The sequence below is a fragment of the Streptomyces sp. NPDC016640 genome, assembly GCF_043076215.1.
Classification (GTDB): domain Bacteria; phylum Actinomycetota; class Actinomycetes; order Streptomycetales; family Streptomycetaceae; genus Streptomyces.
Window position 1 is genome coordinate 630,610 of the sequence record NZ_JBIBRG010000002.1, and the last position, 22,092, is coordinate 652,701.

Genomic DNA, 22,092 nt, shown 5'->3' on the forward strand with positions numbered 1-22,092 from the left:
ATTCCGGTGAATGGGGCATAGGGGGCGCGATGTGCATCAGCCGCTTCCGAAGCGTCGGCGTTTGGCGGCCTTGCTCCAGCCGGATGGCGGGCCATGCTGAGACGTTGGGCCGGTAGCGGGTGCGGTCGGGTCCGGACGGCGGATCAAGGTGACACCCTCGTGGTCGGTCGGGTGCCAGGCGTGGTCGTAGGTGCGGAAGGTGAAGCCCTGCTCGTTGTTCGTGGTGTGGGCCAGCAGGGCGCGGCCCTGGCCCGCGTACTGCTGAACTTCTTCCCAGAGCACGTCGCGGATTCGGGCCGAGGGGTTACCCACGAACACGCCGGCGGAGATCTCCAGTAACCAGCGCGTGAGGAAGCCGCGTAGTCCGGCCGGGCAGTTGGTGAGGACGATGACGGTCACCAGAGCTCGTCTCCGTAGTCCTCAGGCCCGTCGTGGTTGACGCCGGAGGCGACCTGGTGGCCGTGGTCGCTCTGGAGCATGACGACGTCCCGGTCGCCGCCGGGGTCGGTGGAGTCGGCCGTTTCCGGCAGCAGGAGACGCTTGATGTCGTCGACGCATCGGTCCAGCAAGGCCGTTTCGCTGATGCGGTCCCGCAGGGCGCGACGGGTGCGCGGGCCCACGTCCTCCTCGCCCTGTGCGGCGGTGTCGAAGGCCACCGGGATGCCGATCTCGGTCTTGTAGAGGTCGGCGACGTCCAGGACGAACGACAGTTCGTGGCCGGAGTGGACGAAGCCGAGGGCCGGACTGCACCCGAGGGAAGTGACGACGGCATGGGCGATGCCGTACATGCACTGGGCGGCGGCGGTGACGGCCTGGTTGACGGCGTCCCCGCTGGTGAAGTCGCCGGGAATGTAGCGGCGGCCTCGCCAGGGGACACCCGCGCGGGCGGCCTCGGCCCGGTAGCAGTCCTTGACCCGTCTCCCCTCACGGCCGAGGAGTTCGTGCCGGGTGAGGTCGGCCGGGTCCTCGTCCGGGAAACGCAGCCGGTACATCGCGCGTGCCACGGCGAGGCGGCTGCGCGGGTTGGCCCACTGCCTGGCCTGGGCCTCCATGAGGGCGGAGGAGCGGCTGAGGGCGCGGCCGGACGCGTAGTAGCGCACGCCCTGTTCACCGACCCAGCAGACCGCCGCGCCGGTCTCGCCCAGCACGCTCATGGCCTGGTGGGTCACGCGTGTTCCGGGACCGAGGAGGAGGGTGCCGATGGTCGCCGAGGGGATGTGGGTGGTGCCCTCCGCGTCCTGGGCCGTGATGGCGTTGGCGTCGCGGTGCACCGTGCAGCGTTCCAGGTAGACGAAGGAGAGCCGTTCGCCGGTGCGGGTGAGCTGTCTCGGGGTGAGTGCCGGGCGCCGGGAGACCGTGCTCATGGTGTGGGCCGCGCCGGTCGAGTGACGGGTGCCAGGGTGAGGAGGCCGCAGCCGTAGGCACGGGCCCGGCCGATGCCCTGGGTGAGGGCGCGGCGCAGGGCCTCGGGGTCGGTGACCTCCAGCCGCCCTTCGAAGGTGACGGTGACGACGGTGACCGGCTTGTCCCGGCGGCCGCCGGAGCCGCGGGACTTGTCGAAGGAGAGGGACCGGGTGTCCCGTACGGCCAGCTCGTACCGGTCGCCGGGGTGGGGCCGCTTGTGGTGGGTGGTTCCTTCGGGCAGGAGCCGTCGGTCCGCGGGCTTCTCGCAGACGCGGAAGCCGAGGCGCTGTTGGCGTTCCTCGTCGAGCAGCCAGCCCATCTGGTGGATGGGCGTCAGGTGCGCGGTGAGCTTGCGGGGTTCGCCCTCCTTACGGCGAATGGTGTGCACGGGGTTCGCGGTCAGGCGGAACGCCCAGTGGTCACCGGCGGCCAGCCCGTCGAGGAGCGGGGCGTAGGGCCGGGTCTGCCAGCCGGGATTCCCGGGGTCGGCGACGGCGGGCCATCCGGCCTGCTCGACCAGATGGGTCATATCGGGACGGTCGGGGCTGACGACGTACAGCAGGACCTCGGCGCGGGCCCGCTGGTCCAGACGCCACAGCACGCGCGGCGCGTCGGGCGCCGGACTGTCCGAGGGCAGGATGTGAGGAAAGGACGACATGACGGCCGCGTGCATGGCCTGAGGCGAGGACAGGAGGCGGCGGGCACCGGGCCGCGCGGTGTTGACGCGGAAGCGGGAGAGGAACATCAGAAGCTCTCATCCTCCAGGGCGTCGAGGGCGGCGAACGGATCGTGCACGTCCTGCGGACCGCCGCCTGACGGGATCGGAGCCGGAACGGGGACGGTGACCACGGTGCGCAGCGCGTGCCGCCGGTGGGCGGCGTCGAAACTGACCGGCTGGTCGCGCAGTACGTCCGCCGCCCCGGCGGACTCGTCGGCGGCCGTCTCGCGCAGCACGGTCAGGGTCTGCGGGGCCCGGTGGCGTCTGCGGTACCAGGCGGAGGCCTGCCACGGCACGTTCGCCAGTACGTCCTCCAAGCGGGCGTCCTCGTGGAGCCCGAGGACGACCGGCTCGGAGGGCGGGCACGAGCGGCGACCGAGGTAGGGCGGGTACGCCGGGGTGCGCAGGGCCTCGTGCAGGCCGGCGAGCAGGGCGTGGTCGCCCTCGACCGCGGCCACGAAGACGGCGTCGGCGAGGTAGAACCGCTCGGACAGCGGCATGGATGCGCCGGTGATGCCGTGGTGGGCGGTGTGGAAGTCCCGTACGCGGGTGCCCGGCTGGTCGATGCGGGTGCCGAACCTGAGTGCCGCCAAGGGGGCGAGGCCCGCGTCGTCGCCGCGTTCGAGGCCGGCCGCCGCGGCGAGCAGGCCGACGACGCCGCTCTTGGTCGGGGCCGATTCGGTGGTGCGGCGGGTGAAGCGGGACGACGCTCCCCAGGACTGCAGGGGACCCGCGAGGCGGAGTGCGAGCACGCTCGTGCGGTCCACGCGGCTCATGCGGGCTTTTCCAGGCGCTCCGTGACGGCTCGGCCGACGGCGTCGGCGAGTTCGCGCAGCGTGCCGGCCTCGGTGCCGAGATCGGCGAGCTTCTGCGTGGCGGTGCCGACCCGCAGGACCCACGTGAGGGTGGTCTCGGGATCGCCGTAGGCACGCTCGACGTCCAAGGCGTAGGCGGCGAGCCGGTCGGCGGCCTCGCGCAGGTGCCCGCCGCCGTCGCTGCGGACCGGGTCCTCGAAGGCGGCGACATAGCTGATCGGCCGGGTCGTGCGAAGCCTGACGAGCACGGCATCGGGCTCGGTGTGGTGACCGAAGGTGTTGATCTTCCCGGTGGGCAGGGAGGAGACGAAGGCGTGCACGAACGCCTCGACGGCGCGACGCACCGGCTCGGTGCGCGGTTCGTCCTCGCGCAGGCCCTGACCGAGGTTGGCGGCGAGCTGGTGCACGCCGAGGGCGGCGTAGCGGTAGAGGGTCGCGGAGTTGAAGTCGACGGTGCCGATCATTCCGGCGCCGGTCTCCTCGTCGGTGTTCTCATCATCGACGGCGGTGTAGTAGTCGGACTCGTTGTCGACACGGTGGACGCCGAGGGCGTGTGCGACCTGCACGGCGGCGTCGACGTTGATGTCGGCGACATCGGCGACCATGCGACCGAAGAGGGCGATGTCCACGGAGTGACGGGTGTCCGCGAGCTCCCTGGCCCGGGCCTTGTTCTCCTTGGTCTTCAGGAACGCCGCGATGTCGGTGGCGCCCTCCAGGGCGAGACGGGCCAGGCCGTCGAGCTGCCGGGAGCTGAGGAAGACCAGGTACTTGCTCTCGGGGGCCGGAGCGGGTTCCCCGTCCCTCTTCGCCTGATCGGCCTTCCGCTTGGGGACCTCGGTCTTGAAGCCCGCGGCCTTCACCGTCTCATCGGCGAGCTTCAGTGCCGTCTCCCGTTCGACGGACGGGTCGGACGTCGCGATCCGGTCGGCCAGCAGCTCCACCACCTTCTTGGTCCGCACGCCCAGCTCGGCGGGGTCGAGCAGGTGCTCCTCCTTGAAGTAGGTGCGGATGGCCCGCTTCCATGCCTGGCTGGAAACACGGGCGCGGGGGACTCCGCCGTAGACGGCCGTCTTGGGTGCGCCCGTGTCGTCCCGGTTGAGGTTGCTGGGCGGGACGGTCTGCAGGGCGTGCACGTCCAGGAAGATGCGGTTCACGAGGCGTCCTTGTCGTCCGTATCAATGTCTGGGGTGGTGTTCTCGTCGTTGGCCGGCCGGGCCCGCCGCTGCTCGTGGAAGGAGCGGCCCCACCGGCGGCGGACGGCGGCGGGGCCGTCGGGCCACTGCCAGAGGTAGAGCTGGCCGGCGAGGAGGGCGTAGTCGAGCGGGATGTCGTCGCGACGCAGCAGGGCGACGATGTCGCGCAGCCGCTGGGCGAGGGTGACGAGGTCGGGGGCGGTACCCGCGCGGACCAGACGCTTGCGGACGGGTTCGTCGACGCCGTCGGCCGGCATCAGGCGCCGGACCGCCGCGCCCAGGCCACCCGGTCGCTCACGGGTGTGCCGGCGGTGCACGGGGACGCCCCGGGACTGCTGGTGGAACGCCCACAGGGTGAGGGCCGCGTGCAGCGCGTTCTCGGCGCGGACCAGCTCCTGCTCGCTCAGCGATCGCGTCCCCTCGGCCGAAGTGTGGAGCGGATCGGTGTCGATCAGGCTCCACAGGTCGGGCACCTCGCCCGCCTCACGGCCCGCGCCGCGGCGCAGGCGGGCGAGAGCGGCGACCGCCGGGGACCGGTCCTTGAGGTAACCCTCCTGCCAGGGGGCGATGTGCGCGGCGGCGAGCTCCGCGACCCGCTGGTGAACCGGGAGTTCGACGGGCGGGGCGGGTGTGGATGCGGTGGTCATACGTGCACCTCCGGGTCGGTCGCGGCGTGATCGGTTTCCGGCAAGCCGGTGGGCCCCGGCCCGGACGGACCGTCGCCGGCCGGGGCGGCGGCACCTCCGCCACTGCTTCCAGGGCCGGGGGAGCCGGGGTCTCCCAGTGCTCTGGCCAGCCGCCCCCGGAACCACACGTCGGCCAGACCCGCGTTCAGCCAGTGGGTGCCGCCCTTGTCGTCGGTGTGGATCCGCCCCTCCCATGCCGCGTCGCCCACGGCGGCGATGAGACGGTCACCGAGGCGGCCCACCCTCTCCCGCACCTGCCGCTGCCAGACGTGCCGGTGCTCGAAGGGATCGGGCTCGTCCACCATGTCGGACAGCCACCCGCGGTACGGATGCTCCAGCGCGTCGAACCCCTCGGCGCGGGCCGCGGACCTGGGCCCTTCCTGCTCGGCGCCGGTAGTCCGAGCGAGGTCAGCAGCGAGGTCTCCCAAGGCTCGCACCGCCCGGTCGGCGTCCTCGGCCGCGCCGATGGCCTGTTGGGCGTACGTGGGGTCTTCCCGATGGAGCAGGACGACGGGCATCGGCAGGCGGTCGTCGACGACCTCGTTGATCACGGACTGCTGGGTTCCGTAAGTGACACCCACGACCCGGGCGCGGACGAGGGAACGGCGGGGAAGGGGGCCCTCGGTCACCAGACGGGCGATCCACTCCAGGATCCGCGGCCGCAAACGCGATGCGGCCTCGGTGCTGCCCCCGCTCTCCGACCGGTCGGCGACGAGCGAGGCGATACCGCGCCAGGCGGAGCGGGCCGGCTCGTGTTCGAGGGGCAGATACACCGGTGTCTGCCCGAGCTTCTTCTCCTGCGCGGGACTGCGCCGCCACGGGGTCATCGGCTCGCGGCGGTGCATGTTCCGGGAGACGAGCGGATCGCCGTACCCGAGGACGACACCGTGGACGCCGTCCACGTCGTGGTGCAGACGCACCCGGCGCGACTGCCAGGTGTACAGGTCACGGGGACCGGTCGCGGAACGCCCGTCGGAACCCGCCCCGCAGGGCTCACGGCGCCAGGCCGGCCGGTCGTCGGGAGAGAACTCGAGCCCTTCCGTGTCCGCCGCCACCAGGTTGAGCAGCAGGGTCTCGCGCAGGGTCTTGCCCTCCACGAAGACGCCGCCCAACCCGCCCGCCCAGCCCGTACCGAGCGGATACACCTTGCCGCCCTTGACCCGGCCGTCGCCGACCATGCCGGTCTTGATGCCGGAGGTGTCGTAGGCGTGGACGTGGACGACCCAGCGGGCGGCCTCGGCGAAGGTCAGCCGTTCCACGTCCGGCATCCGCGCGCTGAAGAACGGCTCCCCGGCAGGGACGTCGGCCACGACCCGGTTGAGGGAGAAGACCTCGTCCCTCGCCGAGCGCAGCCCGGCGGTCTGCAGGAATGGTGTGAGCGGGTGAAGAAGGTCGAACCGCTCCCTCTGCTCCTCAAGATATGCCTGAACGGGGGCGAAACAGTCAGGATCCGCCCACAGCTCCGCCCACTCCTCGATGTCGCCGGGGCCGTCCAGCGCGTCGTGCGCGACGGCCAGGAGGAGACGAATCAGAGCGAACTCCTGAGTGGGCAGCTCACCCACGATGCGTCGAAGTTTCCCGGCATGGGCAAAGACCTGACGGAGCGACAGCTCGTCCTGGGAGCCGTTGCACCGCAGCACTCCGATCCACGGCCGGCTGGTCAGGTCGAAGGACCGCGCTTGACCGGCACCGGCACCGGGGGATTCAGTCGGCAGCATCACGCGTCACCTCAAGACCGTCGGTCGGGCTGTAGCGGAGTGAGAAGCCTGCCAGGTGGGTCTGACAGTTCTCGTCAAGGGCGAGAATCAACTGGTCGGAGAGCCAAGGGCTCTCTTTGCCCTGCCAGTTGGGCAGATACAGCTGTTCCAGTTCCTCGATGGCCCGGTCCATGACTGCGCCGGAGAACTGCAGGGGCAGCCGCAGTCCGCAACTTGCGGCCGTACGGGCCGCGAACCGTGTCGGCGTCGCGTCCTGCGGCAGCTCGACGCCCGCACGCTGCCGCTTCTTGCTGTCCGGCCTGAGCCACGGCAGGGTGGCGAGGCTTCCGTCACCGCGGCGCTGCACGACAACGACCTCCAGGCTGTCCCGGCTGTCGCGGACCTGAGCACGCCCGGTGGGGGTGTCGTCCGTGTCCCCCACACCGGCGGCGACCCAGCCGAACAGCGGACGCCCCGGCTTGCCGACGTCTCCCAGACGGAACACGGCGGCGCGCTCGGCCTGGTCGTCGCGGTGCCGCTCGAACTGCTCGCGTGCCCTCTTCGTCGCGTCCTGCCAATGGTCCGGCCCGACCGTGTCTTCTCCGTATGCGCTCTGCACGAGCGGGCTGATGTCCGCCGGGAGCCGCACCGGTTGCCGGGAACCGCCCTCGAGGTGGGGAAGGAGTACCGCGGCTGACCGCAGCAGGGTGTACCGCCCGTACACGGCGACCGACCCCCGCACCGGGGCGGGCACGTCCGCCGTCCAGTCGGCTCCCGTCACCAGGCAGCGCGCCGCCCGCAGGTGCTCGGGCCGCTCCCTCTGGTCCTGTCCGCGCTGGTGGCGGTGCAGGCGGCCCATGCGCTGCAGGAGCAGGTCGACGGGACACAGATCGCTGACCAGCAGGTCGAAGTCGACATCGAGGGACTGCTCGGCTACCTGGCTGGCCACCACGATGTGCCGACCCGTGGGCCTGGCGTCCGTCTTTTCCGGAGGCCCGAAGAGACGGAGCAGCGTGCTGTCCTTGTCCGCCCGGTCGAGGTCGACGAAGCACGAATGGGCGACGGTCACGTTCTCGGCGCCGAACCTGTCGCGCAGCACCCGAGCCGTCTCCAGTACCCGCTTGACCGTGTTCCGGATCACCAACACGCACCCGCCGTCGGCCAGTTCGCTCTCCAGCCGGTCGGCGAGGACGTCCAGGTCGTCGGCGAGGCGCTCCACCTGTACGGTCGTCGACCGGGCCGACGCCTGCGGGCGGCGGGCCATCGGGGCGCCGCCCGGAACGACGGCGGTCAGCAGCGGGTACGTGTCCGATGCGGTCGTGTCCCCAGGGGTGACCGCGTGGGACCGGCCGGAGTACGCCGCGGCGAGTTCGCGCCTGCGTGTGGCAGGCAGGGTCGCGGACAGCACCACCACCGGGACCCGGTACGCACCCAGCCACGACAGCACCCGGTCCAGGTACACGCTCATGTACGTGTCGTAGGCGTGAGCCTCGTCGATGACGACGACCTTCCCGGCAACGGCGAGATGACGCAGCGCCAGGTGCCGGCTCTTCAGCCCGGCGAACAGCAACTGGTCGATGGTGCCCGCCACGAACGAGGCCAGCATGGCCTTCTTACGCCCACGCAGCCAGGCATGCGCCACGAGTTCGGCGCTCGCGCGACGCCGTTGGTCCTGCCGCTGCCGGGATGAGCTCACCGCCGCGTCAACGTCGACGGCCGTGACCTGTCCCGCACGGGCCATCAGACCGGCGAAGTCCTCGTTGAGAGCCGCCTTTGAATGCGCCAGGTGCACCGAACGGCGTGAGCCCGCCACCCCCGGCAACCGGCCCAACCAGTCGAGCAGGCGAGGGAACATGGCATTCCCCGTGGCCATGGTGGGAAGGGCGAAGAACACCCCTCCCGCGCCCGAGCGCGCCGCGAAGATTTCGGCCACGGCGAGCGCCGCCTCGGTTTTGCCCTCGCCCATCGGCGCCTCGACGATCATGAGCCCGGGCGTCTCCATCTCCCGCGCCAGATCCACGGCGGCTTCTTGGACAGGGCGTACCTTCGCCCCCTCCGGCAGCCTGAACCGCGAGGCGAACAACTCCTGTGCGCTCTGGCCAGGTTCTCCGGCCCGCCAGGGTTCTGGCAGGTCCAACCCCCGCCAGGCCGCGGTCAGACGCTCCTCGTCACCGTGGGACGCCGCGTCCGGGAAGTACGGGAAGAGGTCCGGATTGCTGGCAATCCAGTCGGAGACGATGACCAGTGCGGTGAGCAGCACCTGCACCGGCTGCGGCAACTTCACCGTTCGCCACTGCACCAGCCGTTCCGTCACGCCGAAGCGATCGGCGCAAGCCTCAAGCAGTTCGGTCTGCACTTGCCGCCAGGCACGGCTGCTCGCACCAGGAGTGCGCAGCAACTCCTCGTGGTCGTACAGAGCCTTGATCTGCCCGTGCTCGGGCGGCACACCATGATGTCCGCCCACGACCACGGCGAACTGCCCGGCCCGAGTGGACGCCCACCCGTGCCGCTCCTCCAACCACTCGCCCAGCAGCACTTGCCCGGCCAGACCGTGCGGCGCGATCCGTCGATCCGGCCCCATGGCCTTTGCCGAGCGCATCTCCAGCCCTTGGCCGCGCATGGTGTCGGCAAGCTGATCGACCTGGCAGGCGAACGCGGGAGTGGCTTTGCCGATGTCATGCACACCGGCGAGCCATACGACGAGGGCACGCGCGTCCGACTCACCCTGTGGCAAGGCCTCGTACACCAGCCTCCGCACCCCCGCGGGCAGCCACTGGTCCCATAACAGGCCGGCCACCGCGGCGCTGTCCTCCATGTGCCGCCACAACGGCAGCCAGCCGTCAGTGTCACGGTCATGCTTGGCCCACACCGACCGCGCCGGCCCCCCGAGCCGACGCAACATGCCGGAACGGGCGCTTCCCCCATCGCTCATGAAGGATTGATACAGGGCGAGCCTGGCCCTGCACGTAGAAATGAGCGAAGGAGGAGAATCTCAAGGAAAGCAAGCCCTTCGAAGCCTATGATGATCGGCTCACGGTCCATCCGTTGCAGCCCTCTACGGAACCCGGTTCCCTTATGTGCCATTTGACGGAATCTGCGAAAGTTGCCAAAACGATGCCTGCACGGCAATAAACTCGCAGGTCAGCCAGTCTGCTCCCCGCACCCCCGGGGATGGTCCCGGCGGGGAGCTGTCGGGCGTCGACCGCACCCGCTGCTCCCCGCACCCGCGGGGATGGTCCCTCAAGCCTGGCCCTCACCCACCAGCACAAGCACTGCTCCCCGCACCCGCGGGGATGGTCCCCGCTCTGGAGTGCTGCGACCGTCTGCGCCTGCCTGCTCCCCGCACCCGCGGGGATGGTCCCACCCGCAAGCGGATCCAGGCCGGACTGGACCGCTGCTCCCCGCACCCGCGGGGATGGTCCCCGCCGGTCAGGCCGGCTCCGGATGCGGTCAGGCTGCTCCCCGCACCCGCGGGGATGGTCCCTGGTCGCGCAGATCCTTGTCGATCGTCAGCGCCTGCTCCCCGCACCCGCGGGGATGGTCCCGGCCGGCCGGTGACCATCAAGACGCTGCAGGACTGCTCCCCGCACCCGCGGGGATGGTCCCGCGGCCCCGTTGCCGGTGGAGTCGATGGCGCCCTGCTCCCCGCACCCGCGGGGATGGTCCCCACGAGACAGGACCACCATCATGGCCTTCCGCCTGCTCCCCGCACCCGCGGGGATGGTCCCCTCGTGACGGCGCGCTCCAGGTCCTCGAGCGTCTGCTCCCCGCACCCGCGGGGATGGTCCCCGCTCCGCTAAGCCTCGAGAGGAGTCTGTGCCCTGCTCCCCGCACCCGCGGGGATGGTCCCCAAGGCCGAGCGCGCCCGGCTCGAAGAGGCCGACTGCTCCCCGCACCCGCGGGGATGGTCCCTGCGGCAGCGGCAGCGGCAGCGGCAGCGGCAGCATCGGCAAGGCGAGGCTCTGCTCCCCGCACCCGCGGGGATGATCCCGTCGTCCCGTACCTCCGCTCACGGTGGTAGATCTGCTCCCCGCACCCGCGGGGATGGTCCCCCCAACCGAAACGACGGCCGACCGGTTTGCTTCTGCTCCCCGCACCCGCGGGGATGGTCCCTGCCGTTTGGCGTCGATCTCGCGCAGCACCCGCTGCTCCCCGCACCCGCGGGGATGGTCCCTACAGCGCCCGCTACCCCCAGCACGACGTGGCCTGCTCCCCGCAACCGCGGGGATGGTCCCGAGTCTGTCCCAGACTCCCCTGTGGCCTCCGCCTGCTCCCCGCACCCGCGGGGATGGTCCCAGCCAGTCCGTCTTGTCGTTGACGTGGGTGTACTGCTCCCCGCACCCGCGGGGATGGTCCCCAAGGCGGGGACCGGCCTCTACAACTGACCAGCTGCTCCCCGCACCCGCGGGGATGGTCCCAAGTTCACGAACGTGGGCGCAGCCGCCGGGGGCTGCTCCCCGCACCCGCGGGGATGGTCCCGTCTGAGACCTACTCCGCGGCGTAAGGCTGGTCTGCTCCCCGCACCCGCGGGGATGGTCCACAGGGCGCGGCGCGGGCCCAAGACCGGTCAGGCTGCTCCCCGCACCCGCGGGGATGGTCCCGATCCGCAGTACCGCCTCACGGCCGGCCGGTGCTGCTCCCCGCACCCGCGGGGATGGTCCCTGGAGCAGTTCGAGGAGGTGCAGGGAGGCCCGCTGCTCCCCGCACCCGCGGGGATGGTCCCGGCGGGGACGGGTTCCCGCCCGGCGTAGACGGCTGCTCCCCGCACCCGCGGGGATGGTCCCTGTCAGCGGAGAGTTACAACGACCCGGCACCACTGCTCCCCGCACCCGCGGGGATGGTCCCCACGCCGTCACCGGCCGCGTTCAGGGCGCCGGCTGCTCCCCGCACCCGCAGGGATGGTCCCGGCGCCGGGCCCGGCTCGTCAAAGCCGAGGCCTTGCTGCCCGCACCCGCGGGGATGGTCCGATCCCGTGTGAGGATCCGGTCGAGGTCCGCTGCTGCTCCTCGCACCTGCGGGGATGGTCCCGCCCGCACTTCCGGCAGATGCCCCGGAGTGCCTGCTCCCCGCACCCGCGGGGATGGTCCCCACTCGCCGTTTCTCGGGCTTTCCATCTGTTCCTGCTCCCCACACTTGTGAGGATGTTCGCCGCATTCGCCTCCGCTGCGCACGGAGGGGTACGTATTAGGGGCGGTGTCGGCTACCGCAGACCGTCGAGGAATACCTGCCAGGCGTTGGCGCCGACGGTGATGACCGGGCCGGACGGGGTTTTGCTGTCACGCACGGGAACGGCTCCGGAGGAGCAGCCGTCGGCAACCTCGACGCATTCGCCGCCGTTGCTTCCGCTGTAACTGGACTTACGCCACTGTGCGTTGCTCAGGCCGGAGCTGGTCTCCATAGCGTTCCTCCATCACGCGGGCGATCAGTGCCGCCGAGTCCTCGGGGGAGAGGGCTGAGGCTTGAAGCCGAGCGTAACCGACCGAGCGCTCCTTGATCACGTGTGGATTGGTCGTCATGTGCCCCTGGTCGTAGCCGTCCATGTAGAACAGGTCAGGGTCGTCATCGAACCTCAGCAGGGTGAAGGTTCCCATCATGCCTGTGTGCTGGCCCGTGGCAAACGGGAGGATCTGGACGTTCACCCAAGGGTTCTCCTGGAGGCTCAACAGGTGAAGAAGTTGCCGACGCATGACGTCGCGTCCGCCGATCTCAAGCAGCAGCGCGGCTTCGCTCAGGACGACCCAGAGGGCGGGCGGTTGATCGCGGCGGAGGATGCGCTGCCGCTCCATCCGGGCTGCCACCATCTCGTCGGGCTTGCTGTGGCGCTCCACGCTGAGGACTGCTCGTGCGTACTCCTCCGTCTGCAGCAGGCCGTATACCAACTGCGCCTGGTAGGTCGAGATGTAGGCGGCCTTCGCCTCCATCTCCGCGTACGGCTGGAACCACGTGGGCAGTTGGCTGCGCAGGACCAGGCCGATCAGGCGGGAGAAGAGGCCGTCCGTGCCGAGGGCCGCGTCGACGCGTTCGGAGAAGTCGCGGGTGGGGACCTTCTTCGTGGTCTCGATCTGGCCGATCAGCGAGCCCGTGCAGAAGATGATTTCGCCGAGCTGACCCTGTTTGAGGCCGTGCGCCTCGCGTTGGCGGCGTAGTTCCCAGCCGTAGTAGTCGAGCGGGGAGGCGGTGGGGTCGAGTGACTGGATGTTGACCACGGCAGTACCTCACTTCGGGCTGCGCCCTTCAACGCCGCACAGCGTCCGTTTCTTTGCGTGGTCGAGCGTAAGCGCAGCGTTGCATCATCGTGGCGTGAATCAAGCAACCGGTCCGCAGGCGGCGGACATCCACAGCGAGTACCACGCCGATTTCGCCGTGGGGGAGCACTCGGCCCGGCATCTGCGCCGCATCCTGCGGCTGTACCTCGTCGGCTCGGGGCCGGCCGAGGTGACCGACGCGGCCGAGCCGGCGCTCACCGAGCTGGTAGCCAACGTCGTACGGCACGTGCCCGGTCGCCGCTGTCGCGTCTGCCTCCTGCTCCGGCCGGCGGAGTGCGGGTGGAGGTCGCGGACGACTGCCCGGAGTCGCCCGCGCGGAGCGTCGGCGCAGGGCTCGGCGAGGGCGGGCGCGGGCTGGTGACCGTGGACGCGGTCACCGGCCGGTGGGGCGTTGCCGTCCGCCCCGACGGGCGGGGCGAGACGGTGTGGTCCGAGGCCGGGCTCAGCCGCGCAGTTCCGCCAGCACCGCGTCCGTGAACGGCGGCCACGCCTCGGTCGCCCACGGACCGAAGGCGCGGTCCGCCAGGGCCACGCAGGCCGCGCCCGCGTCCGGGTCGATCCACAGGAACGTGCCCGACTGGCCGAAGTGGCCGAAGGTGCGGGGGGAGGACGAGGCGCCCGTCCAGTGCGGGGACTTGGAGTTGCGGATCTCGAAGCCCAGACCCCAGTCGTTGGGGTTCTGGTGGCCGTAGCCCGGCAGGACGCCCTTGAGGCCCGGGTGCTGCACCGTCATCGCCGCGGCGACCGTGCGGGGGTCGAGGAGGCGGGGGGCCTGCACCTCGGCGGCGAAGCGCAGTAGGTCGTCGACCGTGGAGACGCCGTCCTTGGCGGGGGAGCCCTCCAGGGACGTCGACGTCATGCCCAGCGGCTCCAGCACCGCCTGCCGCAGGTACTCGCCGAACGGGATCTCCGTCGCCTTCGCGAGGTGATCGCCGAGTTGTTCGAAACCGGCGTTGGAGTACAGCCGTCGCTCACCGGGCGCCGAGGTCACCCGGTGCTCGTCGAAGGCGAGGCCCGAGGTGTGGGCGAGCAGGTGCCGGACGGTGGAGCCCTCGGGGCCCGCCGGTTCGTCCAGCTCGATCGCGCCCTCCTCGTACGCCACGAGTGCCGCGTACGCCGCGAGCGGCTTGGTGACCGAGGCCAGCGGGAAGCGGTGGCCGGCCGGTCCGCGGGTGCCCAGGACGGTGCCGTCCGCCCGTACGACACCCGCCGCGGCGGTGGGGACCGGCCAGTTCTCGATCAGTGCGAGGCTCTTCAGCGACATGCCGTGAGCCTAAGCGCTCAGGGCGTCAGCTCCAGCAGGGGGTCGGGCCCGGGCCGGAACCCCATCGAGACGTACAGCGGCTCGGCCCGCGCGGACGCGGTGAGGTTCACCCGCCGGGCCCCGCGCTCACGGAACCAGTCCAGCAGCGCCTCCGTGCAGGCGCGCGCATCCGCGGCGGCGGACGTCGGGATCGGTGGCGACGCCGAACACGCGGTCGTCGGTGCCGTGCGGGTGGTGCGCACCGCCGGTGCGGCGGCCGCCGGGCCTGCCCTTTCCTCATCGGTGTCGCTTGCCTGGAGTGCGCTCCAACGTTCTAGCGTGGGAGTCATGACGGTGATGGAGACCACGGGTGCCCCGACCGACAGCTGCGCCGGACCGCCACAGCGGGACCGGCGGCCGGACGGCGAGGACCAGTACACGATCAGCGAGGTCGCCGCCCTCACCGGGCTGACGGCGCACACCCTGCGCTGGTACGAGCGCATCGGGCTGATGCCGCACATCGACCGTTCCCACACCGGGCAGCGGCGCTACAGCAACCGCGACCTGGACTGGCTGGCCCTCGTCGGCAAGCTCCGGCTGACCGGGATGCCGGTCGCGGACATGGTGCGGTACGCGGAACTGGTCCGCGCGGGCGACCACACCTACACCGAGCGTTTCGACCTGCTCAGGCAGACCCGCGAGGACGTGCTGGCCCGGATCGCCGAACTCCGGGGCACGCTCGCCGTGCTCGACCGGAAGATGGACTTCTACGCGGACGCCGGGCGCGCCCTGGCGTCGGAGAGGACACGATGACCAACGGCAGGATCGGCACGGCGGCCCTGGGCGACGGCGGCCCCGAGGTGGGCGTGCAGGGCCTCGGCTGCATGGGCATGAGCTTCGCCTACGGCCCCGTGGACGCGGACGCCTCCCGGGCGACCCTGGAACGGGCCCTGGAACTGGGCGTCACGCTCTACGACACGGCGGACGCCTACGGCGCGGGGGAGAACGAGCGATTCCTCTCCCCGTTCTTCAAGGCGCACCGGGACGAGGTGGTCGTCGCCACCAAGTTCGCGCTGGCGATCCCGCCGGACGAGCCGGCCCGGCGGATCATCCGCAACGACGCGCCGTACGTCCGCCAGGCCGTCGAGGCGAGCCTGAAGCGCCTGGACGTCGACGTGATCGACCTCTACTACATGCACCGGCGCGATGTGAACGTGCCGATCGAGGAGACCGTCGGCGTCATGGCGGACCTGGTGCGCGAGGGCAAGGTCAGGCAACTGGGCCTGAGCGAGGTCACGGCCGGTGAACTGCGCGCCGCGCACGCCGTGCACCCGATCGCCGCCGTGCAGTCGGAATGGTCGCTGTTCAGCCGTGACATCGAGGCGCGGGTGGTGCCGGCCGCCCGCGAGCTGGGCGTGACCCTCGTGGCGTACTCGCCGCTGGGGCGGGGCTTCCTCACGGGGGCGTTCGTCGACGCCGAGCAGGAGCTGACGGCCGGTGACTTCCGCCGGCAGCAGCCTCGTTTCACCGGCGACAACGCGGCGGCCAACGCGGCCCTGCTGGAGCCGGTCCGCGCCGTCGCCGCCGCCCACGGCGCCACCCCCGGCCAGATCGCCCTGGCCTGGGTGCAGCAGCGGGCGCGGGTGCACGGCCTGCCGGTCGTCCCCATCCCGGGCACCCGCAGGCCGGCCCGGGTGGAGGAGAACACGGCGGCCACCCGCATCACCCTGACGGAGGAGCAAGTGGCCCTCCTGGAGCCCATCGCCGCCAAGGTGGCCGGCACCCGCTATCCGGACATGTCGTTCACTTCCGCGGGCAGGGAGTAGGGCAAGGCCCCCGAAGGGCGCGGGGAACCACGGGCGGGCCGGAGGCCACAGGGCGACCGCAGCCGGCGGACGCTACAGCTCCGCCAGCAACTCCGCCTTCTTGGAGGAGAACTCCTCGTCCGTCACCAGCCCCGCCTGGTGCAGTTCCCCGAGATGCCGGATCCGTTCGGCGATGTCCGCGGGGTCGCGGCGGACCGCCGCCGCGGCCACCGCGGCGACCGGCGTGGACGTCCGCACGGCCGCCAGCACGGCCGCTGCGAACGGCAGTGACTCGTGCACGGGTCCGTAGCCGAGTCCGAACACCACCGCCGCCGGGTCCTGGTCGGCCTGCGCGGGCGGCGCACCCCCGTCCCGCCGCAGCAGCCGCAGGTGCCCTTCGAACACCTCGGGCGACCGCCACTCCACCCCGCTCAGCTCGCCGACGCGGAAACGCTGGTCGCCGGACTTCCACTTCGCCGACGAGGCGCCCGTCCAGAACCACCGGAAGGCCACCGACGTACCGTCGAAGACGGCCTTCCCGTCGTACGCCTTGAACTGCAGCGGTGCTTCGGGCGGCGCCACCAGGTGGCGTTCGGCGGGGCCGGACTCGGTGAGCCGGGCGCGCAGTTCGTCGGCGTAGTACTCGGCGAGCGTCTCGCGCTCGGCGGGCAGCACCAGCCGGTGGGGGTCGCTGCTCTCCTTGAGCTGTCCGGCGGCCGCCTCCATGAGCGGATCTGCGCCGGGCCGGAGTTCGGCGCGCAGGACCACGGTTCCGCGTTTGCCGGGCGTCAGGGTCACGCCCTCGATCGCCTCCAGCGGGACGCGTCGCTCCCCGAGTACCTGGAACAGCTTGGGTGTTCGAATCCCTCGCTCGTAACGGATGAGTACGGAGTCGGACTCGAACTCCCAGGCAGCATGAAATCCGGCCAGTACGTCACCCATGCGGCTCATCGTATGCGGCATGAGCTTCCCCGTCCCCTCCCCGCGCATACCGCAGTATCTCCGCTTCTACGCGCGTCCGATAGCCGTCGTACCGGACAAATTCGCCCGGCAGGTGTCGTTCTCCCGCGCGCAGGAAACCGCGCGGTATGCGCCAACGCCGATCTCGGCGAAGTTCCGCAGGCTGTCCGTGCCCGGTTCGAAGTACCCGGCGTGGCCCCTGGCCTCCCGTGCCGACAGCACCCGCGCCCCGAACCCGGCGGCCACCGGGTCGGCTCCGTGCCCCAGACCGCCGAACTCCAGGTGGGGCACGTCCTGGATCCAGTCGTCGGCGTCCCGCATCGCCCACACCCGTGCGCCGGTGCGCAGTTGCGACGCCTTCTCGACCCGCATGCCGGGGCTGCCGGCCACCGCGATGTCGGCCACCCGCTCCGGCAGCGTGCGCGCGGCGACCCCGCACACCACGGAGCCGTAGCTGTGGCAGAACAGGGAGACCGGAGCCCTGCCGGGCAGTGCGTGCAGCAGCGAGGCCAGCCGCACCGCGCCGTCCTCGGCGCGCATCGCCGTGGCAGCGTCCATGCCCAGCCCGCCGGGGGCGGTGTAGTCGGCCCAGGCGATCACGGCGGTGCGGACCGTGGGGTCGGCGTCGTGCTCGGCCGCGTACAGGGACTCGGCCATGCCGGCGGGGGCCGCGTACTTGCGGTGGGTGCGCTGGAAGGTGAGCAGATCGGTGTCGACGCCGGGGACGACGACCGAGACCCGCTCGGCCGTGCGCAGGTCGCCGAAGACCTCGGCGACCCGGCCGGAGCCCGCCGGATTGAACGCGAGGATGTGCCGCTCCGGGCGCATCAGCGCCTCCAGGCGGTTCATCCGGCGGCCCGCCTGGTGCCGGCCCGACGCCGTGAGGCGGTCGTCGTGCAGTCGTTCCCGTTCGGCCCTGCGGGCCTGTCCCAGCGCGATGCGGTTGGCGAGGTAGCGCAGTTCGACCGGTGCGCCGTTCATGTTGCCGACCGCCAGCGGATAACGGTGGGCGAGACCCGCACGCTGGCCCTCCGTGAGGGAGGCGAAGAACCGGGCCAGCCGCGTGGGCGCCGACTGCGGGTCCGGCAGCCGGTGACCGGCCACCCGGCCGTTCTCCCAGGCGCTGAGCGAGGCCTGGAGGGGGGCGGGGTGCCGCTGGTGGCGCAGTGCCGTCCAGCCGGTGGTCGCCAGCATCACGAAGACGACGGCGAGCGCGAGCAGCGCGCGCCAGGCATTCAGTTGCGGGGAGGTGTCGAAGGAAGTCACTGGAAGGACACACTAGGAGAACGGGGGAGTCTCGCGTGAATCAAGTGATCGGGATCACGTTTCGACGCGTCGAATCGGGGATCAATTCGTACGCCAGTTCCCCACGAGGGCTGGACCCAGCTGGTCCAGATGGGTCGCCAGCAGCTCGCGCATGGCGTCGGCACCGAGGTCGCCCCCGGCCGACCACTGGCGCTCCGTCACCCGCACCACCCCGCCGAAGGCGGCCAGCAGGATCCTCGGCCGGGGGTCGGCGTCCAGGTCGAGCCCCTCGCGGTCGGCGACGATGCGGGCCAGCTCCTCCTCCAGTTCCGCCGCGCGGCGCAGATGGGCGGCGAGCAGGGCGGGCGTCGACTCGATCACCCGGTGGACCCGCAGGTGCAGCTCCAGGGGGACGAGCCGCTCGACGGCCGCGTTGACGCTCTCCCAGCTGTCCAGGACGGCCAGGCGCAGCGCCTCCAGCGGGGCCTCGTCCGGCGGGCGTGCGCGCAGGGCCTCGACGACGTGCGACTCCGCGAGCCGGGGGACGAACAGCGCCACCTCCTCCTTGCTGGCGAAGTAGCGGAAGAAGGTGCGCTGCGAGACGTCGACGGCCTCGGTGATGTCGTCGACGGTCGTCCCGTCGTACCCGCGGGAGGCGATCAGCTCCAGCGCGGTCCGGACCAGCGCGTCCCTGGTGCGCTGCTTCTTGCGCTCCCGCAGTCCCGGCCGCGCCGGGGCGCCCGCGGGAGTCCCGGCCGTCTCCATGGGGCCTCCTCGAACTGTTCCTCCAGTTCAGGCTATAGGCGAGTGTCGTGTCAGTGACCGACCGGTGAACTCGTTTGTCGATTGTCAGCGGCTGACACTAGCCTCGAACACATGACTAGTCAGACCACCATCGACAAGGCGGGGCCGGGGGATCCGACGCCGCCCGCCCCGTCGGGCGCGACACCGGGCAGGGGGCTGCGCGGGCACCCCTGGTTCACCCTCATCACCGTCGCCGTAGGGGTGATGATGGTGGCCCTCGACGGCACCATCGTGGCCATCGCGAACCCGGCCATCGCCAGTGACCTGGGCGCCACCTTCGCCGAGGTGCAGTGGATCACCAACGCCTACTTCCTCGCCCTCGCGGTCGCGCTGATCACCGCGGGCAAGCTCGGTGACCGCTTCGGGCACCGGCAGACCTTCCTCATCGGCGTCGTCGGCTTCGCCGCCGCCTCCGGGGCCATCGGCCTGTCCGACAGCATCGCGCTGGTCATCACCTTCCGCGTGCTGCAGGGCCTGTTCGGCGCGCTGCTGATGCCGGCCGCGCTCGGCCTGCTGCGGGCGACCTTCCCGGCCGAGAAGCTCAACATGGCCATCGGCATCTGGGGCATGGTCATCGGTGCCTCCACCGCGGGCGGCCCGATCCTCGGCGGCGTCCTCGTCGAGCACGTCAACTGGCAGTCGGTGTTCTTCATCAACGTGCCGGTCGGCGTCCTCGCCGTCGCGCTCGGCGCGTGGATCCTGCTCGACCACCGCGCGCAGAACGCCCCGCGCTCCTTCGACCTCCTCGGGATAGGCCTGCTGTCCGGCGCGATGTTCTGCCTGGTCTGGGCCCTGATCAAGGCCCCCGAGTGGGGCTGGGGCGACGGCAAGACGTGGGGCTTCATCGCCGTCTCGGTGGTCGGCTTCGCGCTCTTCGCCGTCTGGGAGACCAAGGTCAAGGAGCCGCTGATCCCGCTGGGGCTGTTCCGCTCCGTCCCGCTGTCGGCGGGTGTCGTGCTGATGGTCCTGATGGCCATCGCCTTCATGGGCGGCCTCTTCTTCGTCACCTTCTACCTGCAGAACGTGCACGGCATGAGCCCGGTCGACGCCGGTCTGCACCTGCTGCCGCTCACCGGCATGATGATCGTCGGTTCCCCGCTCGCGGGCGCGATGATCACCAGGTTCGGGCCGCGCATCCCCCTGGCCGGCGGCATGGCGTGCACCGCGCTCGCGATGTACGGCATGTCGACGCTGGAGACGGACACCGGCAGCGGCCTGATGTCGCTCTGGTTCGCGCTGCTCGGACTGGGCCTCGCCCCCGTCATGGTCGGCGCCACCGAGGTCATCGTCGGCAACGCCCCGATGGAGCTCTCCGGCGTCGCCGGCGGCCTCCAGCAGGCCGCCATGCAGATCGGCGGCAGCCTCGGTACGGCCGTGCTCGGCGCCGTGATGGCCTCCAAGGTCGACAGCGACCTCGCGGGCAACTGGAAGGACGCCGGCCTTCCGCCGCTCACCCCGGAACGGACCGCCCAGGCCAACGAAGCCGTCCAGGTCGGCGTGGCGCCGGTGGCCGAGGGCACGCCCCCGGAGATCGCCGCGAAGATCACCGACGTCGCCCACGACACCTTCATCTCCGGCATGAGCATGGCCTCCCTGACGGCCGCCGCGGTCGCCGCCCTGGCGGTGGTGGTCGCGTTCTTCACCAAGCGCGGTGAGAACGCCGAGGCCGGCGCGGGCGTCGGCCACATCTGAATCTGACGTTCCGCCGGATGCGATGTCGCCCGTCGGAGTGAAGTGACGCGGTGATCCCTCCCCCGCGGGGGACACCGCAGGTCACAGTGGGTCAGGTCCTCCGCAGGACACGGAGGACAGCGGCCGCGGCGCGCCACCGGAGGGGGGTGGCGCGCAGCAGCGCCCCCTCCTTCCTTCCGTACGGCGTGAGTTGCCCGCCGAAGCGGGGGTACCCGCCATCACGACGAACCCCGTACAACCCCAACCGACCGAGGGGTTCGAGGAGTTGATGATGGCGAGCTTCGGACACGGAACGCGCAGGCACCCCCGCTCACGTGGCCGGACGTGGTCACGGACCGGGCCGGATCGCGCGACGCTCGGAATCATCGGAGTCATCTGCGCGGTCGCCGGGTTCTTCGTGCTGGGGATCGTCCTCGGCCCCGTGGCGGTCGTCTGCGGCTGGCTCGCCATGGGCCGCAGCTGGGCGGGCTCCCGCCCGCTCCCGGCCGTGGTCGCCCTCGTCCTGGGCGCCATCGACACGCTCCTGGCCTTCCTCTGGCTGGCCGGAGCGACCCCGGGCCAGGGCATGCTCTGACCCGGGTCCCGGGAGAGGGGCCCCGGTGGGGCGCCGGGGTCCCCCTCCCGTACCGGCCGGCCCGGCCACGTGAAGCCACGTGAGCGGGCCGGCCGGTCAGGTGAGGTCACGTGAGCGGGCCGCCCGGTCAGGTGATGCGGTTGATCCGGCGGCGGCGGCGTCGTCGGCCGTGGCCGTGGCCGCCGTCGCCGGCGGCCCCTTCCGCAGGGCCGCGACCTCCCCGCGCAGCGCCCGCACCTCCTCGGTCAGCGCCTCGATCGCCGCCGTCTGGCGCCGCTCCTCCGCGTCGTCCATCTCGAACCGGGAGATGAACCACGCCGCGATGTTCGCGGTGACCACACCGAGCAGGGCGATCCCCGACAGCATCAGCCCGATCGCCAGCACCCGGCCCAGCCCGGTCGTGGGCGCCATGTCGCCGTACCCGACGGTGGTCATCGTGGTGAACGCCCACCACACCGCGTCCCCCAGCGTGCGGATGGACGCCCCCGGCCTGCCCCGCTCCACCTCCAGCACGGCCAGCGCGCCGAAGACCAGCAGCCCCAGGCAGCAGCCCGCGACGTACGTGGTGACGCGGATCTGCGACGCCAGGCGCGCCCGCTGACCGGCGAGCAGCAGCAACGACACCAGCCGGAGCAGCCGCAGCGGCTGCAGCAGGGGCAGCACGACCGCGAGCAGCGCCAGCGGGTTGCGGCGCACGAAGTCCGTCCGGTCCTCGCTCAGCCACAGACGGACGGCGTAGTCCAGCGCGAACGCGGCCCAGACGCCCCAGTTCACCGCGTGGCAGGCGGTCAGCAGGGCGCCGGGAGCGTCCGGATCCACGATCGGATACGCGTAGGCGATCGCGAAGAGGACGGCCAGGGCCAGCAGTGGTCCCTGGGTGTGCCGCTCCCAGCGGGTCGGGGCAGTCGGTTCGGCCATGTGCGCATCGTAGGAAACGGCGGGAGGCGGCCCCCGGGGGCCACCTCCCGCCGTCCACCGGGCGCGTGCGGA

General features: G+C 71.6%; 19 protein-coding genes, 2 pseudogenes and 1 CRISPR repeat array. Of the genes and pseudogenes, 5 read left to right on the top strand and 16 right to left on the bottom strand.

The window, feature by feature from the left end; genetic code table 11:
- Positions 1–36 precede the first annotated feature (36 nt).
- From cas2e to ACF07S_RS06430, 10 genes are all read right to left on the bottom strand, one after another.
- The gene (cas2e, locus tag ACF07S_RS06385) at positions 37–399 is read right to left on the bottom strand and encodes a type I-E CRISPR-associated endoribonuclease Cas2e (protein ID WP_391973559.1); all 363 of its coding nucleotides are present in this window, start codon (positions 397–399) and stop codon (positions 37–39) included.
- Positions 396–1,364: a type I-E CRISPR-associated endonuclease Cas1e gene (cas1e, locus tag ACF07S_RS06390; protein WP_391973560.1), complete on the bottom strand. Its 969-nt coding sequence runs from the start codon at positions 1,362–1,364 to the stop codon at positions 396–398. Before cas1e ends, cas2e begins: the two co-directional genes overlap by 4 nt.
- Positions 1,361–2,149 (bottom strand): type I-E CRISPR-associated protein Cas6/Cse3/CasE, encoded by a 789-nt coding sequence (gene cas6e / locus ACF07S_RS06395; RefSeq protein WP_391973561.1) that lies wholly within the window; start codon positions 2,147–2,149, stop codon positions 1,361–1,363. Before cas6e ends, cas1e begins: the two co-directional genes overlap by 4 nt.
- Positions 2,149–2,889 carry a type I-E CRISPR-associated protein Cas5/CasD gene (cas5e, locus tag ACF07S_RS06400; RefSeq protein ID WP_391973609.1) on the bottom strand — a complete coding sequence of 247 codons (741 nt, stop codon included), beginning with the start codon at positions 2,887–2,889 and terminating at the stop codon, positions 2,149–2,151. The genes cas6e and cas5e overlap by 1 nt, the downstream gene beginning before the upstream one ends.
- A 5-nt stretch (positions 2,890–2,894) precedes the next feature.
- A complete protein-coding gene (gene cas7e, locus ACF07S_RS06405; RefSeq protein WP_391973562.1) occupies positions 2,895–4,091 on the bottom strand; it encodes a type I-E CRISPR-associated protein Cas7/Cse4/CasC in 1,197 nt (398 codons plus the stop codon).
- Positions 4,088–4,777, bottom strand: a complete 690-nt coding sequence (casB, locus tag ACF07S_RS06410; protein WP_391973563.1) for a type I-E CRISPR-associated protein Cse2/CasB — start codon at positions 4,775–4,777, stop codon at positions 4,088–4,090. Before casB ends, cas7e begins: the two co-directional genes overlap by 4 nt.
- The gene (gene casA / locus ACF07S_RS06415) at positions 4,774–6,534 is read right to left on the bottom strand and encodes a type I-E CRISPR-associated protein Cse1/CasA (protein WP_391973564.1); all 1,761 of its coding nucleotides are present in this window, start codon (positions 6,532–6,534) and stop codon (positions 4,774–4,776) included. The genes casB and casA overlap by 4 nt, the downstream gene beginning before the upstream one ends.
- Positions 6,521–9,445: a CRISPR-associated helicase Cas3' gene (gene cas3, locus ACF07S_RS06420; RefSeq protein ID WP_391973565.1), complete on the bottom strand. Its 2,925-nt coding sequence runs from the start codon at positions 9,443–9,445 to the stop codon at positions 6,521–6,523. The genes casA and cas3 overlap by 14 nt, the downstream gene beginning before the upstream one ends.
- 218 nt (positions 9,446–9,663) lie before the next feature.
- Positions 9,664–11,662: direct repeats of the CRISPR family, unit length 29 nt; unit sequence CTGCTCCCCGCACCCGCGGGGATGGTCCC.
- A gap of 51 nt (positions 11,663–11,713) precedes the next feature.
- On the bottom strand, positions 11,714–11,911 hold the full coding sequence (locus tag ACF07S_RS06425) for a DUF397 domain-containing protein (RefSeq protein ID WP_391973566.1): 198 nt from the start codon (positions 11,909–11,911) through the stop codon (positions 11,714–11,716).
- A complete protein-coding gene (locus ACF07S_RS06430) occupies positions 11,871–12,719 on the bottom strand; it encodes a helix-turn-helix domain-containing protein (RefSeq protein WP_391973567.1) in 849 nt (282 codons plus the stop codon). The genes ACF07S_RS06425 and ACF07S_RS06430 overlap by 41 nt, the downstream gene beginning before the upstream one ends.
- 94 nt (positions 12,720–12,813) lie before the next feature.
- Here ACF07S_RS06430 and ACF07S_RS06435 point away from each other — a divergent pair.
- A pseudogene (locus ACF07S_RS06435) lies at positions 12,814–13,256 on the top strand (ATP-binding protein).
- Here ACF07S_RS06435 and ACF07S_RS06440 read toward each other — a convergent pair.
- Complete coding sequence (locus ACF07S_RS06440) at positions 13,222–14,043, bottom strand: serine hydrolase domain-containing protein (protein WP_391973568.1); 822 nt, start codon at positions 14,041–14,043, stop codon at positions 13,222–13,224. The pseudogene ACF07S_RS06435 and the gene ACF07S_RS06440 overlap by 35 nt on opposite strands.
- 17 nt (positions 14,044–14,060) lie before the next feature.
- Positions 14,061–14,295 (bottom strand): annotated as a pseudogene (locus ACF07S_RS06445) (GNAT family N-acetyltransferase); the annotation flags it as partial.
- A 75-nt stretch (positions 14,296–14,370) separates the two neighbouring features.
- Here ACF07S_RS06445 and ACF07S_RS06450 point away from each other — a divergent pair.
- Together ACF07S_RS06450 and ACF07S_RS06455 are read left to right on the top strand one after the other, a co-directional pair.
- Positions 14,371–14,835, top strand: coding sequence for a MerR family transcriptional regulator (locus tag ACF07S_RS06450; RefSeq protein WP_391961963.1), 465 nt, complete (start codon positions 14,371–14,373; stop codon positions 14,833–14,835).
- A complete protein-coding gene (locus ACF07S_RS06455; RefSeq protein ID WP_391973569.1) occupies positions 14,832–15,848 on the top strand; it encodes an aldo/keto reductase in 1,017 nt (338 codons plus the stop codon). The genes ACF07S_RS06450 and ACF07S_RS06455 overlap by 4 nt, the downstream gene beginning before the upstream one ends.
- 72 nt (positions 15,849–15,920) lie before the next feature.
- On the opposite strand, the gene ACF07S_RS06460 is transcribed toward ACF07S_RS06455, so the two are convergent.
- The 3 genes from ACF07S_RS06460 to ACF07S_RS06470 all read right to left on the bottom strand — a co-directional run bounded on the left by ACF07S_RS06460 (position 15,921) and on the right by ACF07S_RS06470 (position 18,797).
- The gene (locus tag ACF07S_RS06460; protein WP_391961961.1) at positions 15,921–16,769 is read right to left on the bottom strand and encodes a DUF4429 domain-containing protein; all 849 of its coding nucleotides are present in this window, start codon (positions 16,767–16,769) and stop codon (positions 15,921–15,923) included.
- 66 nt (positions 16,770–16,835) lie between these two features.
- A complete protein-coding gene (locus tag ACF07S_RS06465; RefSeq protein ID WP_391973570.1) occupies positions 16,836–18,053 on the bottom strand; it encodes an alpha/beta hydrolase in 1,218 nt (405 codons plus the stop codon).
- A gap of 81 nt (positions 18,054–18,134) precedes the next feature.
- Positions 18,135–18,797 carry a TetR family transcriptional regulator gene (locus ACF07S_RS06470; protein ID WP_391961959.1) on the bottom strand — a complete coding sequence of 221 codons (663 nt, stop codon included), beginning with the start codon at positions 18,795–18,797 and terminating at the stop codon, positions 18,135–18,137.
- Positions 18,798–18,908: 111 nt separating this feature from the next.
- Between ACF07S_RS06470 and ACF07S_RS06475 the strand changes: the two genes are divergently transcribed.
- Positions 18,909–20,528 carry an MFS transporter gene (locus ACF07S_RS06475; protein WP_391973571.1) on the top strand — a complete coding sequence of 540 codons (1,620 nt, stop codon included), beginning with the start codon at positions 18,909–18,911 and terminating at the stop codon, positions 20,526–20,528.
- A gap of 268 nt (positions 20,529–20,796) precedes the next feature.
- Entirely contained in the window at positions 20,797–21,102 is a 306-nt protein-coding gene (locus tag ACF07S_RS06480) for a small hydrophobic protein (protein WP_391961957.1), read from the top strand.
- A gap of 96 nt (positions 21,103–21,198) precedes the next feature.
- Here ACF07S_RS06480 and ACF07S_RS06485 read toward each other — a convergent pair whose 3' ends face one another.
- On the bottom strand, positions 21,199–22,020 hold the full coding sequence (locus tag ACF07S_RS06485; protein ID WP_391973572.1) for a potassium channel family protein: 822 nt from the start codon (positions 22,018–22,020) through the stop codon (positions 21,199–21,201).
- Positions 22,021–22,092: the final 72 nt, after the last annotated feature.

Bases quoted from the DNA above. Each gene is read 5' to 3' on its own strand.
- cas1e (WP_391973560.1), bottom strand. From the start codon at position 1,364: ATGAGCACGGTCTCCCGGCGCCCGGCACTCACCCCGAGACAGCTCACC.
- cas6e (WP_391973561.1), bottom strand. From the start codon at position 2,149: ATGTTCCTCTCCCGCTTCCGCGTCAACACCGCGCGGCCCGGTGCCCGC.
- casB (WP_391973563.1), bottom strand. From the start codon at position 4,777: ATGACCACCGCATCCACACCCGCCCCGCCCGTCGAACTCCCGGTTCAC.
- casA (WP_391973564.1), bottom strand. From the start codon at position 6,534: ATGCTGCCGACTGAATCCCCCGGTGCCGGTGCCGGTCAAGCGCGGTCC.
- cas3 (WP_391973565.1), bottom strand. From the start codon at position 9,445: ATGAGCGATGGGGGAAGCGCCCGTTCCGGCATGTTGCGTCGGCTCGGG.
- ACF07S_RS06425 (WP_391973566.1), bottom strand. From the start codon at position 11,911: ATGGAGACCAGCTCCGGCCTGAGCAACGCACAGTGGCGTAAGTCCAGT.
- ACF07S_RS06440 (WP_391973568.1), bottom strand. From the start codon at position 14,043: ATGTCGCTGAAGAGCCTCGCACTGATCGAGAACTGGCCGGTCCCCACC.
- ACF07S_RS06450 (WP_391961963.1), top strand. From the start codon at position 14,371: ATGACGGTGATGGAGACCACGGGTGCCCCGACCGACAGCTGCGCCGGA.
- ACF07S_RS06455 (WP_391973569.1), top strand. From the start codon at position 14,832: ATGACCAACGGCAGGATCGGCACGGCGGCCCTGGGCGACGGCGGCCCC.
- ACF07S_RS06460 (WP_391961961.1), bottom strand. From the start codon at position 16,769: ATGGGTGACGTACTGGCCGGATTTCATGCTGCCTGGGAGTTCGAGTCC.
- ACF07S_RS06470 (WP_391961959.1), bottom strand. From the start codon at position 18,797: ATGGAGACGGCCGGGACTCCCGCGGGCGCCCCGGCGCGGCCGGGACTG.
- ACF07S_RS06475 (WP_391973571.1), top strand. From the start codon at position 18,909: ATGACTAGTCAGACCACCATCGACAAGGCGGGGCCGGGGGATCCGACG.
- ACF07S_RS06480 (WP_391961957.1), top strand. From the start codon at position 20,797: ATGATGGCGAGCTTCGGACACGGAACGCGCAGGCACCCCCGCTCACGT.
- ACF07S_RS06485 (WP_391973572.1), bottom strand. From the start codon at position 22,020: ATGGCCGAACCGACTGCCCCGACCCGCTGGGAGCGGCACACCCAGGGA.